16 protein-coding genes are annotated in these 15,855 nt (G+C 63.8%); 3 read left to right on the forward strand and 13 right to left on the reverse strand.

Features of this window, described 5'->3' with window-relative positions; all coding sequences use genetic code 11:
* Positions 1–59 precede the first annotated feature (59 nt).
* The 10 genes from rfbD to ASC75_RS11790 all read right to left on the reverse strand — a co-directional run bounded on the left by rfbD (position 60) and on the right by ASC75_RS11790 (position 9,611).
* On the reverse strand, positions 60–998 hold the full coding sequence (rfbD, locus tag ASC75_RS11745; RefSeq protein WP_343065570.1) for a dTDP-4-dehydrorhamnose reductase: 939 nt from the start codon (positions 996–998) through the stop codon (positions 60–62).
* Positions 935–1,990, reverse strand: coding sequence for a dTDP-glucose 4,6-dehydratase (gene rfbB / locus ASC75_RS11750; protein WP_055974893.1), 1,056 nt, complete (start codon positions 1,988–1,990; stop codon positions 935–937). The genes rfbD and rfbB overlap by 64 nt, the downstream gene beginning before the upstream one ends.
* 20 nt (positions 1,991–2,010) lie before the next feature.
* The gene (gene rfbC, locus ASC75_RS11755) at positions 2,011–2,574 is read right to left on the reverse strand and encodes a dTDP-4-dehydrorhamnose 3,5-epimerase (RefSeq protein WP_055974896.1); all 564 of its coding nucleotides are present in this window, start codon (positions 2,572–2,574) and stop codon (positions 2,011–2,013) included.
* Positions 2,567–3,448: a glucose-1-phosphate thymidylyltransferase RfbA gene (rfbA, locus tag ASC75_RS11760; protein WP_055974899.1), complete on the reverse strand. Its 882-nt coding sequence runs from the start codon at positions 3,446–3,448 to the stop codon at positions 2,567–2,569. The genes rfbC and rfbA overlap by 8 nt, the downstream gene beginning before the upstream one ends.
* Positions 3,449–3,867: 419 nt before the next feature.
* A complete protein-coding gene (locus ASC75_RS11765; RefSeq protein WP_055974902.1) occupies positions 3,868–4,266 on the reverse strand; it encodes a F0F1 ATP synthase subunit epsilon in 399 nt (132 codons plus the stop codon).
* A gap of 107 nt (positions 4,267–4,373) precedes the next feature.
* Positions 4,374–5,921, reverse strand: a complete 1,548-nt coding sequence (atpD, locus tag ASC75_RS11770) for a F0F1 ATP synthase subunit beta (RefSeq protein ID WP_055974905.1) — start codon at positions 5,919–5,921, stop codon at positions 4,374–4,376.
* Between the two features lie 65 nt (positions 5,922–5,986).
* On the reverse strand, positions 5,987–6,871 hold the full coding sequence (locus ASC75_RS11775; protein ID WP_055974908.1) for a F0F1 ATP synthase subunit gamma: 885 nt from the start codon (positions 6,869–6,871) through the stop codon (positions 5,987–5,989).
* Between the two features lie 16 nt (positions 6,872–6,887).
* Positions 6,888–8,417, reverse strand: a complete 1,530-nt coding sequence (gene atpA / locus ASC75_RS11780; protein ID WP_055974911.1) for a F0F1 ATP synthase subunit alpha — start codon at positions 8,415–8,417, stop codon at positions 6,888–6,890.
* Positions 8,417–8,977, reverse strand: coding sequence for a F0F1 ATP synthase subunit delta (locus tag ASC75_RS11785; protein ID WP_055974913.1), 561 nt, complete (start codon positions 8,975–8,977; stop codon positions 8,417–8,419). The genes atpA and ASC75_RS11785 overlap by 1 nt, the downstream gene beginning before the upstream one ends.
* Positions 8,978–9,215: 238 nt before the next feature.
* Positions 9,216–9,611 (reverse strand): DUF4345 family protein, encoded by a 396-nt coding sequence (locus ASC75_RS11790; protein WP_055974916.1) that lies wholly within the window; start codon positions 9,609–9,611, stop codon positions 9,216–9,218.
* A gap of 129 nt (positions 9,612–9,740) precedes the next feature.
* On the opposite strand from ASC75_RS11790, the gene ASC75_RS11795 reads away from it, so the two are divergent.
* Positions 9,741–10,169 carry a class I SAM-dependent methyltransferase gene (locus ASC75_RS11795; protein ID WP_055974920.1) on the forward strand — a complete coding sequence of 143 codons (429 nt, stop codon included), beginning with the start codon at positions 9,741–9,743 and terminating at the stop codon, positions 10,167–10,169.
* Positions 10,170–10,263: 94 nt separating this feature from the next.
* Here ASC75_RS11795 and ASC75_RS11800 read toward each other — a convergent pair whose 3' ends face one another.
* Positions 10,264–12,447, reverse strand: coding sequence for a primosomal protein N' (locus tag ASC75_RS11800; RefSeq protein ID WP_055974923.1), 2,184 nt, complete (start codon positions 12,445–12,447; stop codon positions 10,264–10,266).
* Between the two features lie 90 nt (positions 12,448–12,537).
* Here ASC75_RS11800 and fsa point away from each other — a divergent pair, with 90 nt between their 5' ends.
* Complete coding sequence (gene fsa, locus ASC75_RS11805; protein WP_055974926.1) at positions 12,538–13,191, forward strand: fructose-6-phosphate aldolase; 654 nt, start codon at positions 12,538–12,540, stop codon at positions 13,189–13,191.
* A 64-nt stretch (positions 13,192–13,255) separates the two neighbouring features.
* On the opposite strand, the gene ASC75_RS11810 is transcribed toward fsa, so the two are convergent.
* Positions 13,256–13,693 carry an Lrp/AsnC family transcriptional regulator gene (locus ASC75_RS11810; protein WP_055974929.1) on the reverse strand — a complete coding sequence of 146 codons (438 nt, stop codon included), beginning with the start codon at positions 13,691–13,693 and terminating at the stop codon, positions 13,256–13,258.
* Between the two features lie 133 nt (positions 13,694–13,826).
* Here ASC75_RS11810 and ASC75_RS11815 point away from each other — a divergent pair, with 133 nt between their 5' ends.
* Complete coding sequence (locus ASC75_RS11815) at positions 13,827–14,714, forward strand: DMT family transporter (protein WP_055974932.1); 888 nt, start codon at positions 13,827–13,829, stop codon at positions 14,712–14,714.
* A 6-nt stretch (positions 14,715–14,720) separates the two neighbouring features.
* On the opposite strand, the gene ASC75_RS11820 is transcribed toward ASC75_RS11815, so the two are convergent.
* Complete coding sequence (locus tag ASC75_RS11820) at positions 14,721–15,851, reverse strand: AAA family ATPase (protein WP_055974935.1); 1,131 nt, start codon at positions 15,849–15,851, stop codon at positions 14,721–14,723.
* Positions 15,852–15,855: the final 4 nt, after the last annotated feature.

The raw sequence follows: 15,855 nt of genomic DNA on the forward strand, positions 1-15,855 counted from the left end.
CAAACATGACTTTCGTCCGCTTCGCGAAAGAGGCACACAGCGATATCTGATTCACCATTTCATGATTGTTGGACCAAGGTTTTCACCAGCGCCTCGACCCTCTCCCGCCAGTCTCCCGCTCGAAACCCGAAATCGCGTTGAAAGGCATCGGAGTTCAGCTCCGAATTGGCCGGGCGAACGGCCTTGGTCGGCCATTGCTCGCCGCTGACGGGCTCGACCACTGCCGACGGCCCGCCACGCAAAGCACTGGCCGCGAGCACGTGGCTTGCAAGTTCGAACCAGCTGGCGCGGCCCTGGCCGGCGAGATGGTAGAGACCCTGTGGAAAACCCTTTTGGCTTGGCCAGACGCCTGCCGCCGCCAAAAGGCCATCGGCCAGGTCGTCGGCGCAGGTCGGGTTGCCGAACTGGTCCGCGACCACCTGTATCCGCTCGCGTGCCGCAGCCAGCGACAGCATCGTCTTGACGAAATTGCGGCCATGGCGACTGACAACCCAGGCCGTGCGGACCACCAGGTGATCGGGATTGCCGGCACGGACCGCCTCTTCGCCGACGAGCTTGCTGCGGCCATAGACCGTCTGCGGGTTGGCGCCGTCAGTCTCGGCATAAGGCCTGTTCGACCTGCCGTCGAAGACGTAGTCGGTGGACACTTGGACGATCGGAATGCCGGCAAGCCTTGTCAGTCGCGCCAGTTCCGCCGGAGCCTCGGCGTTGATCCTGAAAGCTCTTTCGGACTCGTTTTCCTGCTGGTCGACACCTGTGTGCGCTGCCGCATTGATCACCATGTCAGGCGCGACCGACTTCAGGACGGGAGCCAATGTCGCCGGATTCTCGAGGTCGAGATCGGGGCGACCGACCAGCACGATCTCCGCCTGCTCCCGCGCCCGCGCTGCGAGGGAACACGCCAGTTGTCCAGATGTTCCTGTTACCAGAATTCTCACTTCGACCGCACCAGCCCCAGCCGGCTCCCGTCGAATTGTTGCGCACGGATCGGACGCCACCACCAGCCATTCGCCAGGTACCAGTCGACGGTTTTCTCCAAGCCGCTTTCGAATGTCTCCCGGGGTGCCCAGCCGAGCTCGACTTCGCTCTTGGTCGGGTCGATGGCATACCTCCTGTCATGGCCGGGACGATCCGCAACGTATGCGATGAGATCGAGATGTGAGCGACCGCCGGCCCTTGGTCTGCATGCGTCGAGCAACGAGCAGATCGTCTCGACGACCTCGAGATTGGTGCGCTCGGCCCGGCCGCCGATGTTGTAGCTCTCGCCGACCTTGCCTTTGGTCAGCACTGCTTCCAATGCCCGGGCATGATCCTCGACAAAAAGCCAGTCGCGCACGTTGGCGCCCTTGCCATAGACGGGCAGCGGCCGCTCGTCGAGCGCGTTGGCAATCACCAACGGGATCAACTTCTCCGGAAAATGGTAGGGTCCATAGTTGTTGGAGCAGTTGGACAGGACGACCGGCAGGCCATATGTCTCGTGCCAGGCCCGGACAAAGTGGTCCGATGCCGCCTTTGAGGCCGAATAGGGCGATGACGGCTTATAGGGCGATTCCTCGGTGAAGACGCCGGAATCGAATGGCAGGTCGCCGAAGACCTCGTCCGTCGAGACATGATGGAGGCGGAACCCCCTGCGGCTCTCCTCGCTCAGGCCGCGCCAGTGGTCGAGTGCCGCCGACAGCAGGCTTGCGGTGCCGACAACATTGGTAGTGACGAAGTCCATCGGCCCGTCGATCGAACGGTCGACATGGCTCTCGGCGGCCAGGTGCATGATCAGCTCGACCTTCTCGTCAGCCAGGATCTGGCGCACGCAGTCTGTGTCGCAGATGTCGGCCTGACGGAAGACGTAGTTGGAATTCCCGTCTATGTCGCGCAGGGACGCCAGGTTCCCCGCATAGGTCAACTTGTCGAGGTTGACGACCCGATAGTTGCCCGTGCCGATCAGATGCCGGCATACGGCAGAGCCGATGAAGCCGGCGCCGCCCGTGACCATGACTGTTTGAAGAGCTTGTCTCACGCGTATACGAACCCGGTTTCGACTTCGTTCAGGCGGGGAGCCGCCGCGTCCTTGGCTGACAGAACCATCTCGGCGACAGCCACCGGCCAATCGATCCCGATGTCGGGATCGTCAAAGCGGATCGAACGGTCATGCGGCTGCGAATAGGGGGCTGAAACCTTGTAGACGACCTCGGTGTCGGGTTCGAGCGTGACAAAGCCGTGCGCGAACCCCTTGGGCACCAGGATCTGGTTCCAGTCCCTGTCCGAAAGGGTCAATCCGATCCATTTGCCGAAGCTCGGCGATCCTTTCCTGATGTCGACCGCAACGTCGAAGATGGCTCCCCGCAGCACGCGCACCAGCTTGTCCTGCGCGAAAGGTGGCGTCTGGTAATGCAGGCCCCTCATCACCCCGCGAGCCCGCGAAAACGACTGGTTGTCCTGGACAAATTCCACCGCGACGCCGGCGTGCGCAAGTTTTTCGGCGTTCCATGTCTCGGAAAAGAACCCGCGCGCGTCTTCGATTTTGGCTGGCCAGATCTCGCAAACCCCATCCAGGCCAAGCTTCCGCACCTCAACCATGGGCGATCTCCCGGACACGGCGCTCGAGATAGCGCGCATAGTCGGTCTTGCCGAGCGACGCGGCCCGGCGGAGCACGTCATCTTCGGTGAGCCAACCCAGTTCGAAGCCAATCTCTTCGGGGCACATGATCTTGATGCCTTGGCGATGCTCGATGGTGCGGACGAAGGAGGAGGCATCGTGAAGGCTGTCATGCGTGCCGGTGTCGAGCCAGGCATAACCTCTTCCAAGCCGGACGACATGCAAATTGCCCTGCTCGAGGTAGGTCCGGTTGACGTCGGTGATCTCGAGCTCGCCCCGGGCCGAAGGTTTGATCGCCGCCGCGATGTCCACTACTGGGTTGTCGTAGAAATAGAGCCCCGTCACCGCCCAGTTCGAACGCGGTTGCACTGGTTTTTCCTCGATCGAAAGCGCCCGCTGGGTCGCCTTGTCGAAAGTCACGACGCCATAGCGCTGAGGGTCCTCGACCTGATAGGCAAAAACGGAGGCCCCGTTTTCGCGCGCAACTGCGGCGCGGCAGCGCTCGGAGAGGCCGTCGCCATAAAAGATGTTGTCCCCGAGGATCAGGGCCACTGGACTGCTGCCGATGAACTCGCGCCCGATGATGAAAGCCTCGGCCAGCCCGTTGGGAGACGGTTGGGCAGCATATGAAAACGACACGCCAAACGCCGAGCCATCGCCGAGAAGCTGCTGGAATTGCGGCAGGTCGCGCGGGGTCGAGACAACGAGGATGTCCTGTATGCCCGACAGCATGAGAACGCTGAGCGGGTAATAGATCATCGGTTTATCATATATCGGCAATATCTGCTTCGATACTGCAAGCGTGACCGGGTAGAGTCTTGTTCCGCTACCGCCGGCTAATATAATACCTTTCACCCAGGCGAGTTCCTGACCTTGTTGCCTTTGGCCCCCGCCTAGGCACCCCATTCGAGAATGATTCTAAGTCATACGCTGTACAGACTCCACGCATTTAGAGTCATAACCGCACAGATTTGATTACAACCGGTAACGTTTGGAGAACGACCTGCGGCTGGGATCGACGAGAACACCGAGACATGCGTCCAATATTGTCGTTTCGATGTGCTTTCAACAACTTAGTGTGCACTGCCGAGGGGAAGATGGTTAACAGTCGAAGGCGCTGGTAGAGATCGCTTACGAACGCGCGAGGTCTCGAATGTTACCAGAACCAGATACTTGCGACGCAAGCCTCTCTGTACTTCGAACGCAAAAAGCCGCCGGGGTTACCGGCGGCTCGAGCGAATGTCGACTGAAGCAGGCTATCGGGCCGAACGGCCTCAGATCGCGGCTTCCAGCGTCGACAGGTGGTTGAGGTAGGATTCTGCCTTGGTGCGAACCTGGTCGTCCTTGGCATCCGACACGTCTTCGCGGGCTTCCTGGATGCGGCGAAGCAATTCGGCGCGATCGATGTCCTTCACCGGCGTTGCCGATTCGGCAAGCAGCGTGCAGCCGGCAGGAACGATATCGGCGAAACCGCCGAACACGACGTAGCGCTCTTCCTTGCCGCCGACGGCCTTCACGGTCACGACGCCCGGCTTGATCGTGGTCATCACCGGCGCATGGTTGGCCATGACAGTCATCTCACCTTCCGCACCGGGAATGACGACGGACTCGACCTGCTCCGAAACGAGCAGACGCTCGGGCGAGACCAGTTCGAATTTGAAAGCTTCAGCCATGGTGTCTCACAAATGCTTGGACGGAGTTCCGAGCAGACCTGCCCGGAAGACCGGACAGTGATCGGTGCGACAGCGCGGACCGAAGGCCCGCGCTGCGGCTCTGATGATTACGCTGCTTCCGCAGCCAGGCGCTGGGCCTTCTCGATCGCCATATCGATACCGCCGACCATGTAGAAGGCAGCTTCCGGCAGGTGATCGTACTCGCCGTCGACCAGGCCCTTGAAGCTCTTGATGGTGTCTTCGAGCGGCACCAACTGGCCCGGCGAACCGGTGAACACTTCGGCGACGAAGAACGGCTGCGACAGGAAGCGCTCGATCTTGCGGGCGCGGGCGACCGTGATCTTGTCCTCTTCCGACAGCTCGTCCATGCCCAGGATGGCGATGATGTCCTGCAGCGACTTGTAGCGCTGGAGGATTTCCTGGACGCGACGGGCGACCGAGTAGTGCTCTTCGCCGACGATCAGCGGATCGAGCATGCGCGAGGTCGAGTCGAGCGGATCGACGGCCGGGTAGATACCCTTTTCCGAGATCGCGCGGTTGAGAACCGTCGTCGCGTCAAGGTGCGCGAACGAGGTTGCCGGCGCCGGGTCGGTCAAGTCGTCGGCGGGCACGTAAATGGCCTGAACCGAGGTGATCGAGCCCTTGTTGGTAGTGGTGATGCGTTCCTGCATCTGGCCCATGTCGGTCGACAGCGTCGGCTGATAGCCCACGGCCGAAGGAATACGGCCCAGCAGAGCCGACACTTCCGAACCCGCCTGCGTGAAGCGGAAGATGTTGTCGACGAAGAACAGCACGTCCTGGCCCTGGTCGCGGAAATGCTCGGCGATCGTCAGGCCCGACAGGGCGACGCGGGCGCGCGCACCGGGCGGCTCGTTCATCTGACCGAACACCAGGGCGCACTTCGAACCTTCGGTCGAGCCGTTGTTCTCGTGCGGGTCCTTGTTGACGCCCGACTCGATCATCTCGTGATAGAGATCGTTGCCTTCGCGGGTGCGCTCGCCGACGCCGGCGAACACCGAATAACCACCGTGCGCCTTGGCGACGTTGTTGATCAGTTCCTGGATCAGAACGGTCTTGCCGACGCCGGCGCCGCCGAACAGGCCGATCTTGCCGCCGCGGGCGTAAGGTGCCAGCAGATCGACGACTTTGATGCCGGTGACGAGGATCTGCGCTTCCGTCGACTGGTCGACATAGGCCGGCGCTTCCTGGTGGATGGCGCGCTTCGACTTGGTCTTGACCGGGCCGGCTTCGTCGACGGGCTCGCCGATGACGTTCATGATGCGGCCGAGCGTTTCGTCGCCAACCGGAACCATGATCGGCGAGCCGGTGTCGCGAACGGCCTGGCCGCGGACGAGGCCTTCCGAGATGTCCATGGCGATGCAGCGGACAGTGTTTTCGCCGAGGTGCTGCGCCACTTCGAGGATCAGGCGGTTGCCGCCGTTCATCGTCTCGAGCGCGTTCAGGATCGGCGGCAGCTCGCCATCGAACTGCACGTCGACGACGGCGCCGATGACCTGCGATACGCGGCCGGCACCCGAGGCGACGACCGCCGACTTTTCGACCTTGGCAGCGGCTGCCTTGGCAGGCGCCGCCTTCTTTGCTGCGGGGGCCTTTTCCGCCACCGGAGCGGCTTTCGGAGTAGCTGCTTTAGCCATCGTTCTAACCTCTGTGTCCGTTCGTTGTTTCACGCGGACCCGCCTTGCGGCGAGCCATCACGTGGCTAGAGCGCTTCGGCGCCCGAAATAATCTCGATCAGTTCCTTGGTGATCTGGGCCTGACGCTGGCGGTTATACGTGATCGTCAGCTTGTTGATCATGTCGCCTGCGTTGCGCGTGGCATTGTCCATCGCGCTCATCTTGGCACCCATCTCGCCGGCGGCATTCTCGAGCAGCGCACGGAAGATCTGCACCGAGATGTTGCGCGGAATGAGATCGCCGAGGATTTCGCCCGGCTCGGGCTCGTATTCGTAGACGGCGCCGCCGCTGGTATCGCTGGCAGCGTCCGCCGCCGAAGCAGCCGCCGGGATGATCTGCTGCGCCGTCGGGATCTGGCTGATCACCGACTTGAACTCGGAGTAAAACAGCGTGCAGACGTCGAAGTCACCCTGGTTGAACAGGGAGATCACCTTTCTGGCGATCATGTCTGCGTGGACGAAGCCAACCTGCTTGGCATCGCGCAATTCGACGCGATCGATGATCAGCGAAGCGAAATCGCGACGCAGGACATCGTAGCCCTTCTTGCCGACGGTGATGATCTTGACCGTCTTACCCGAGGCCTGGAGCTTGCGGACGTGGTCGCGAGCCAGACGCGAGATCTGGCTGTTGAAGCCGCCGCACAGGCCACGCTCAGCAGTGCAGACGACGAGCAGATGCACGTCGTCCTTGCCGGTGCCGGTCATCAGCGCCGGGGCATCGCCACCGCCGCCGACAGCCTGGGCGATGTTCGCGAGAACCGCACCCATGCGCTGCGAGTAGGGACGCGCGGCTTCCGCAGCTTCCTGGGCACGACGCAGCTTCGCCGCAGCGACCATCTGCATCGCCTTGGTGATCTTCTGCGTCGCCTTGACCGAGGCGATACGGTTGCGGAGGTCTTTTAGCGAGGCCATGCCTTATCCGTCAGTGTCAGGCGAAGTTTTTCGCGAAAGCGTCGATGTGACCCTTGAGCTTGCCGCGGAGGTCGTCGCTGAGCGCCTTCTCCGTACGGATGCCGTCGAGGACGTCCTTGCCTTCCGAGCGCATGTAAGCCAGCAGGCCCTGCTCAAACTTGCCGACCTTGTTGAGGGCCAGCTTGTCGAGGTAGCCGTTGACGCCGGCGAAGATCACCGCGACCTGCTCTTCGGTCTTCAGCGGCGAGAACTGCGGCTGCTTGAGCAGCTCGGTCAGACGCGCGCCGCGGTTGAGCAGACGCTGGGTCGCAGCATCGAGGTCGGAGCCGAACTGCGCAAACGCCGCCATTTCGCGGTACTGCGCCAGCTCGCCCTTGATCGAGCCTGCAACCTGCTTCATCGCCTTGATCTGGGCCGACGAGCCGACGCGCGACACCGACAGACCGACGTTCACGGCAGGACGGATGCCCTGGAAGAACAGGTTGGTCTCGAGGAAGATCTGGCCGTCGGTGATCGAGATCACGTTGGTCGGGATGTAGGCCGAGACGTCGTTGGCCTGCGTCTCGATGACCGGAAGTGCGGTCAGCGAACCCGAGCCGTTTTCGTCGTTCAGCTTGGCCGAACGCTCGAGCAGGCGCGAGTGCAGGTAGAAGACGTCGCCCGGATAAGCTTCGCGGCCCGGCGGGCGGCGCAGCAGCAGCGACATCTGGCGGTAGGCCACGGCCTGCTTGGACAGATCGTCATAGCCGATCAGCGCATGCATGCCGTTGTCGCGGAAATATTCGCCCATGGCGCAGCCGGCAAACGGCGCCAGGAACTGCATCGGGGCCGGGTCGGAAGCCGTGGCGGCGATGATGATCGAGTATTCGAGCGCGCCACGCTCTTCGAGCACCTTCACGAACTGCGCGACGGTCGAGCGCTTCTGGCCGACGGCGACGTAGACGCAGAACAGCTTTTCCTTGTCCGGGCCGACCTGGTGGATGGCCTTCTGGTTCAGGATGGTGTCGAGGATGATCGCGGTCTTGCCGGTCTGACGGTCACCGATGACCAGCTCGCGCTGGCCGCGGCCGACGGGGATCAGGGCGTCGATGGCCTTGAGGCCGGTCGACATCGGCTCGTGCACCGACTTGCGGGGAATGATGCCGGGCGCCTTGACGTCGACGCGGCGACGTTCCTTGGCCTTGATCGGACCCTTGCCATCGATCGGGTTGCCGAGCGCGTCGACGACGCGGCCGAGCAGCTCCGGACCGACCGGGACGTCGACGATCGAGCCGGTACGCTTGACGGTGTCGCCTTCCTTGATGTCGCGGTCGGCACCGAAGATGACGACGCCGACGTTGTCGCTTTCAAGATTCAGCGCCATGCCGCGGATGCCGCCGGGGAACTCGACCATTTCGCCCGCCTGGACGTTGTCGAGACCGTACACGCGGGCGATACCGTCGCCCACCGACAGAACCTGACCGACTTCGGTAACTTCGGCTTCCTTGCCGAAATTCTTGATCTGGTCTTTCAGAATTGCGGAAATTTCCGCGGCGCGGATGTCCATCAGCCGACCTCTTTCAGTGCAAGCTTGAGCGAATTGAGTTTGGTTTTGAGCGACGTATCGATCTGGCGCGAGCCCATCTTCACGATCAGCCCGCCGAGCAGCGAAGGATCGACGGCGACCGAGATCGCCACGTCCTTGCCGGCGACGCTCTTCAGCGCCGTCTTGAGTTCCGTTTCCTGGGCTGCCGTCAGCGCATGCGCCGAGGTCACTTCAGCCGAGGTCTCGCCACGGTGCTCGGCAGCGATCTGGCGGAACGCCTTGATCATGCCGGGCAGGGCGAAAAGGCGACGATTGCGCGCCACGAGGCGAAGGAAGTTGCCGGCCAGGCCAGTGATCTTGGCCTTGTCGGCGATCGCCGAGATGGCCTTTTCCTGGTCTTCGCCGGAGAAGACCGGGCTCTTGATCAGGCGGTCGAGATCAGCGCTGCCATCGAGCAGCGCGGCGAAACGACCGAGGTCGGCTTCTACCTTTGCAACAGCGCCTGCATCGAGCGCGAGATCGAACAGCGATCCAGCATAACGCTCAGCAACACCGGAGATTGGCGAGGAAGATTGGGTCACGGACCGTCTTTTCTCTTGTCTGACAGGCCGCAAGATTGTTGGCGCGAGCGTTTGACTCTAGCTAAATCTCTGACCTTACTGCGTTTTTTGACCCCGGAGCTCGCGGCAGCCGCATCCCCCCGGCCGAAAGTCGATTGCCGTCTAGCACAGGCTTTTGAGGACCGCAACACGTCCTCTAACAGCCATTTCAGGCACTATTGTCGCATCTTGGGCCTTGAGGCTGCCTCTGGACGGCGATTCACGGCCAGAAGCCGAAAACAAACCCCAGGGGTAGGACGGCCAGACCCAGTTCGATGACGATGGCTACCCAGTTGTACGGGGTGTTAGCGCCGTCCGACATCATGGCGACGATCCGGCCGAAGGCGGTGAACAGCCACGACACGCCCAACGCCATGTAGAGCCACGGCTGGGCGAGCAGGATCGAGCAAAGGCCTACGCCGAGAAAGAAGCCGGCCATGGTCGCGCGGCCCTGGGCGATCGCTTCGGGATTGTCGGGACGCGCCTGCAGCCGCAGCAGGCGGAAGGCTATCCTGGGCGCGAAGAACAGGATGACGCCGAACAGCAGCGTCGCCGCTGCCGAACTCCACGCCAGCCACTCGCCCTGGCTCATCGGCCACGGAAACGCGAACTCCATTTTTCCCCCTCCGGCAAGGCCCCGAATCCGCGGTGATCATAACTGACGCCGGGCCCGGCGCCAGAGCGCAACTGACGAGGCATGGGCAACCGGTTATGTTGGTGGCAGGACAGCCACAGGAGAGGGCAAATGGCGATACCTGAACGCATTGCCTGGGCGATCGGCCAACTCGACATTTCGGCGGGCGACCGGCTGCTGGAAGTCGGCTGCGGCCGCGGCGTCGCCATCGCCGAGATCGCCCCGCTGCTGATCGATGGCCACGTCACCGGGCTGGACCGGTCCGACAGCGCGATCAATTCAGCGGAGGAGAGAAACCGGGCATCGATCTCCTCCGGCAAGGCAGCGCTCGTCCAGGCCGCTTTGGCGGATTGGTCTAGCACGACCCCGCCTTTCGACAAGATTTTCGCCGTCAACGTCAACCTGTTCTGGCTGGAGGCTGCGCGCGAGCTGAAGCGGATTCGTTCACTGCTCACCCCTGAGGGCCGGCTGTACCTGTTCTTCGAGCCGCCAAGCGCCGGCCAGATCCCGACCATCGAGACGCGATCGCGGTGCGCCTGAAGGCAGCCGGCTATGTGCTGGAAAGGACGATGTACGGTCCAAGCCCGAAGCCGCCGCTGCTCGGCATGGTCGCAAGGCCCGGAGCTGTACCCAGCTAGAGGAAACTTTGCGGGTCGATGTCGACCTGGACCCGCACCGATCCGCGCACCTTCGGCCCGGCGGCGAGCAGCGCGCGGATATAGCCCTGGATGTCGGCCCTCCTGTCGGCCTGCACCAGGAGCCGAAAACGATGCCGGCCGCCGACAAGCGCCAGCGGCGCTTCGGCGGGGCCGAGCACGTGGACGTCCTGCGCCACTTGCGCCGCGCGCCTGAGGCCGCGTGCATGGCTCTCAGCCTCGGGCCGTGTCGCCGCGCTGACGATGATGCCGGCGAGCCTGCCAAAGGGCGGCAGGGCCGAGCGTTCGCGTTCTGAAATCTCGCGCTCGTAGAAAGCCTCCGAATCGCCGGAGACGATCGCCCGCATGACGGGGTGGTCGGGCTGGAACGTCTGCAGCAGACCAAGGCTCTTCTTGCCCGTGCGCCCTGCCCGGCCGGTCACCTGCGACAGAAGCTGGTAGGTGCGCTCTGCGGCACGCGGGTCGCCATTGGCGAGACCGAGATCGGCGTCGACGACGCCGACCAGCGTCATATTGGGAAAATTGTGGCCCTTGGCGACAAGCTGGGTGCCGATGACGATGTCGGCCTCGCCATTGGCGATCGCCTCCAGTTCGAGCCTGAGCCGCTTCACGCCGCCGAGCATGTCCGACGACAGCACGATCGTGCGCGCATCCGGGAAATGCGAGACGACTTCCTCGGCAATGCGCTCCACGCCAGGCCCGCAGGCGACCAGATGATCGAAGGTGCCGCATTCCGGGCAGGCCTCGGGCCGCTTCTCGTTGTGGCCGCAATGGTGGCAGACGAGCTGGCCGCGAAAGCGGTGCTCGACCAGCCATGCCGAGCACACCGGGCAGCCGAAGCGATGGCCGCAGACCCGGCACAAGGTCAGCGGGGCGTAGCCACGGCGGTTGAGGAACAAAAGCGACTGTTCCTGCCGGCCAAGCGTCTCGCGCATCTTGCCGAGCAGCACCGGCGACAGGAAACCGCCGCGCGCCGGCGGTGAACGCCGCATGTCGATGGTGGCAAGCTTCGGCAAAGCGGCTTCGGCAAAGCGCGCCGACAGCACCGAGCGCGCGTACTTGCCTTGCTCGGCGTTGACCCGGCTTTCGACCGAAGGCGTGGCGGAGGCCAGCACCGTGGGAAAGCCGCCGATATGGGCCCGCACCACGGCCATGTCGCGGGCGTTGTAGAAGACGCGGTCTTCCTGCTTGTAGGCAGGGTCGTGCTCCTCGTCGACGACGATCAGGCCGAGGTCGTTGAACGGCAAAAACAGCGCCGAGCGGGCCCCGGCAACCACCCGCACCCCGCCCTCCGCCACCTGGCGCCAGACGCGCTCGCGCATCCGCGGCGGCAGGTCCGAGTGCCACTCCGCCGGCTTTGCGCCGAACCGGTTCTGGAAGCGTTCGAGGAAAACCTGGGTAAGCGCGATTTCCGGGAGCAGGATCAGCACCTGCTTGCCCTTGTCGAGCGCCGCCGCCACCGCCTCGAAATAGACCTCGGTCTTGCCCGAGCCGGTGACGCCGTCGATGAGGGAAACGGCGAAGCGATCTGCTTCCACCTGGCCGCGTAGAGTATTCGCCACCGCCTGCTGGTCGTTGGTCAGTCCGGCGCTGGCATAGGACGTGTCGGGCGCCGCCACCACTGGCCGCGGCGGGATCATCACCGTCTCGAACACGCCTTGCGCCCTGAGTCCGTCGATGACGGTCGAGGACACGCCGGCAGCATGCGCCAGGCCCGAACGTGTCCAGGCCATGCCGTCATTGGCCATTTCGAGGACGCGTGAGCGCGCCGCCGTCATCCGGTCGGGTTCGCCGTCGCTGCGCTTGAGGCCCTCCGTCCAGGGCTCCGGATCGAAAGCCTCCGGCGCCCGTAGGATCATCCGCGCCACCATGCCCGGCGGCGACAGGGTGTAATGCGCGATCCAGTCGACCAGGCGGCGCATCTGGTCGGTGATCGGCGGGCAATCGAAGACGTGGGCGATCGGCCTGAGCTTCTTCGGATCGACTGCTTCGACCGGACCGTCCCAGACGATGCCGGCCACTTCGCGCGGACCCAGCGGCACGCGCACGATCGAGCCGGGCACCACCTGCATGCCGTCGGGGACGGCATAGGAATAGGCGCGCTCGGCCGGCATCGGCACCAGCACGGGGGCGGCCCTGGTTCTTGGCGAATCGGCGGTCATGACGCGTGACCTTGCCCCGAACTTGGTTTAGAGCAAAGGCCGACAAGTGCCGTGCCCCACAGGCACCCTTCCATTGCCAAGGAGACTCCCATGAAGTTTTTCGTCGACACCGCCGACGTCAAGGACATCCGCGAACTCAATGAACTCGGCCTCCTCGACGGCGTCACCACCAACCCGTCGCTGATCCTCAAGTCGGGCCGCAACATCGCCGAAGTGACCAAGGAAATCTGCGACATCGTCGAAGGCCCGGTCTCGGCCGAAGTCGCCGCCACCGAATACGCCGAGATGATGAAGGAAGCGGCGGTGCTGTCGAAGATCGCCGACAACATCTGCATCAAGGTGCCGCTCACCCTCGACGGCCTCCGCGCATGCCGCGCGCTGACCTCGGAAGGCCGCATGGTCAACGTCACGCTGTGCTTCTCCGCCAACCAGGCGCTGCTCGCCGCCAAGGCCGGCGCCACCTTCATCTCGCCCTTCATCGGCCGTCTCGACGACATGGCGGTCGACGGCATGGAACTGATCGCCGAGATCCGCCACATCTACGACAATTACGGCTTCGACACCGAGATCCTCGCCGCCTCGATCCGCTCGACCGAGCACGTCAAGCGCGCCGCCCTGATCGGCGCCGACGTCGCCACCATCCCGCCGGCAACGCTGAAGGCGCTGGTCAAGCACCCGCTGACCGACAAGGGCCTCGAGATGTTCCTGGCCGACTGGGCCAAGACCGGCCAGAAGATCGGCTGATCCTTCTCGACACGATGACCAAGGCCGGCGCCGCAAGCGCCGCCTTTTTCGTGTCCGCCTGCCGTCAGGCCAGCGGCGGCAGCCGCCGCTTCACCGGCTGCGCCTTGACGATCGAGCTGTTGGTCTCGGCCTTGTCGGTGATCTGGTCGAGGATTTTGTCGAGTTCGTCGATGGAACGGATGTGCAGTCTGGCGATGAAGCAATCGTCGCCGGTCACCTTGTCGCATTCCGAGAACTGGGCGATGTCCTCGATCAGCTTCTGCACCTGGTGCAGCTTGCCCGGCAGCGGCCGGATGCGCACGATCGCCTGCAGCGTATAGCCGAGCGCCTGGGGATCGATGTCGACCGTGAAGGCGCGGATGACGCCACGTTCCTCCAGTCGCCGCAGCCGCTCCGAGGTGCTCGGTGACGACAGGTTCACCCGCTGAGCCAGTTCCTTGAGCGAAATCCTGGCGTCGTCGACAAGGATTTCGACGATGCGCCTGTCCAGATCGTCCAGCATGCAATCCTCTTAGGCTACTCTACCATTCTACCTTATATGATTAGGAAACATCGAACAAACGCCTTCCGATAGCCATATACCCTCCCAAACCATAGGCGTAAAAATACAGCCCTGAACCGTAAGGGGCTGCAACATGTCGGACAAGATGCGCGGCACGGTCGATATGACAGCTGCCATGGTGATTTCGGGAACCATCGGACTATTCGTCGTGCTGTCGGGCCAGCCGGTGATGGACGTCGTCTTCTGGCGCTGCGCCTTCGGCGCGGTCACCCTGCTGATCGTCTGCGCCGCGCTCGGCCTGTTCCGCTCCGGTGTTATGTCGCGCAGCCAGATCGCGTGGGCGGCCGTTGGCGGCATCGCCATCGTCTCCAACTGGATCCTGCTGTTCGCCGCCTTCCCGCGCGCCTCGATCTCGATCGCGACCGCGGTCTACAACACCCAGCCCTTCATGCTGGTGGCACTGGGCGCGATGTTCTTCGGCGAACGCCTGACGCTGACCAAGCTGACTTGGCTCGGCATCGCTTTCGGCGGCATGCTGATGATCGTCCAGGCAAAGTCGGGCGCCACCGCTGGAACCGACTATCTCGCCGGCATCCTGCTGGCCCTGGGCGCCGCCTTCTTCTATGCGATTGCCGCCATCATCACCAAGAAGCTCAAGGGCGTGCCGCCGCACCTGATCGCGCTGATCCAAGTCACGGTCGGCATCCTGATGCTCGCGCCCTTCGCCAGTTTCGGCCAACTCCCCACCGGGGCGACTACCTGGGCACTGCTCGTCGCCGTCGGCGTCATCCATACCGGCGTGATGTACATCTTGCTCTACGGCGCGATCCAGAAGCTGCCGACCAATCTCGTCGGCGCGCTGTCCTTCATCTATCCCGTCGTCGCGATCGTCGCCGACTTCCTGGCTTTCGGCCATCGCCTGCAACCGCTGCAGATCATCGGCGCCGCAGCCATCCTGGTCGCCGCCGCGGGCATGACGCTCGGCTGGTCGCTGGCAAAGCCGCGCGTCGTCCGAACCTGAGCAGGCTCAATCGTCGTCCGGCATCAGCCCGCTGGTCCGCATGCCTTCGATCATGGTGGCACCTTCCAGGCGCACGACCGTCAGCGCCCGCGAACCGGTACGGTCATGCACGAAATCGGCAAGCTCGTGTGAATGCGTCACCACCCAGACCTGTGTCCGTTCGGCGGCGCGGGCGATCATGTCGGCGAGGGCCGGCAGCATGCGCGGATGCAGGCTCGCCTCCGGCTCGTTGAGCGCGATCAGCTTCGGCAGGCGGTAGGACATCAGGGCACCTGCCAGCGCCAGGAACCGGACCTGACCGTCCGACAGTTCCTGCGGCCGAAACACCCGCTGCGGAAACTCAGGCAGCACGAGCCCGAAAGTCGCCGTTTCGCCCGGCACCGGAACGTCGAGCAACGCCCCGCCAAGCGCCTCCGCAATGCAGCGGTCGAGATCGACGGTGTCGTCCCTGACATGCCGCAGTGTGGCAAAGACGGCGGCGAGGTTGGCGCCGTCCTCGTCGAGCATCGGCGCCGTCGTCGCCAGCGCCGGGCGGCGCACCAGCGAGTCCGCGTCGGTGCGAAAGCCGTGGTAGAAGCGCCAGCCGGAAACCGCAGCACGCAGGTCGCCGACCTCGGGATAGCGCCCGGCGACGCCGAGCAGCGCGAGCGCCGTTTCGGAACTGAGGATGCGCTCGGGATGCTCGACCCGGCGTCCGTCGCCGTCGCGGGCAAACACCGCCGGTCCCTTGCGTGTCATCATCTCCACCGGGCGGCGCCCGGCCTCGACGGTAAGGATCTCTTCCTTGACGTGCGGTTCGAAGGCGAAGCCGGCCGAAACCGGCGGCGGCAGGCCGATCTCGACCTTGTAGACGTATTTCGCCGCCGTCTCATCGTTGAGGAACTCGGCATCGATGACGACGCGGACCGGCTGGCCAGCGCGACGCTTGCCCGACCACAGCGCCGAACTCATGCCGCCCTCGCCCGCGATCTCGCGGGCCAGCGTTCCCTCGGCAGATGCCTTGATGAGTTGCAGCGAGCGGTAGAGGTTGGACTTGCCAACCCCGTTCTCGCCGACGAAGACACTGACCTGGCCAATGTCGAGCCGGATCGCTCTCAGCGAACGGTAGCCTGCAGCCGAAAAGGACGTCAGCTGCATCGAC

It is taken from the genome of Aminobacter sp. DSM 101952, from assembly GCF_001424795.1.
Classification (GTDB): Bacteria; Pseudomonadota; Alphaproteobacteria; order Rhizobiales; family Rhizobiaceae; genus Aminobacter; species Aminobacter aganoensis.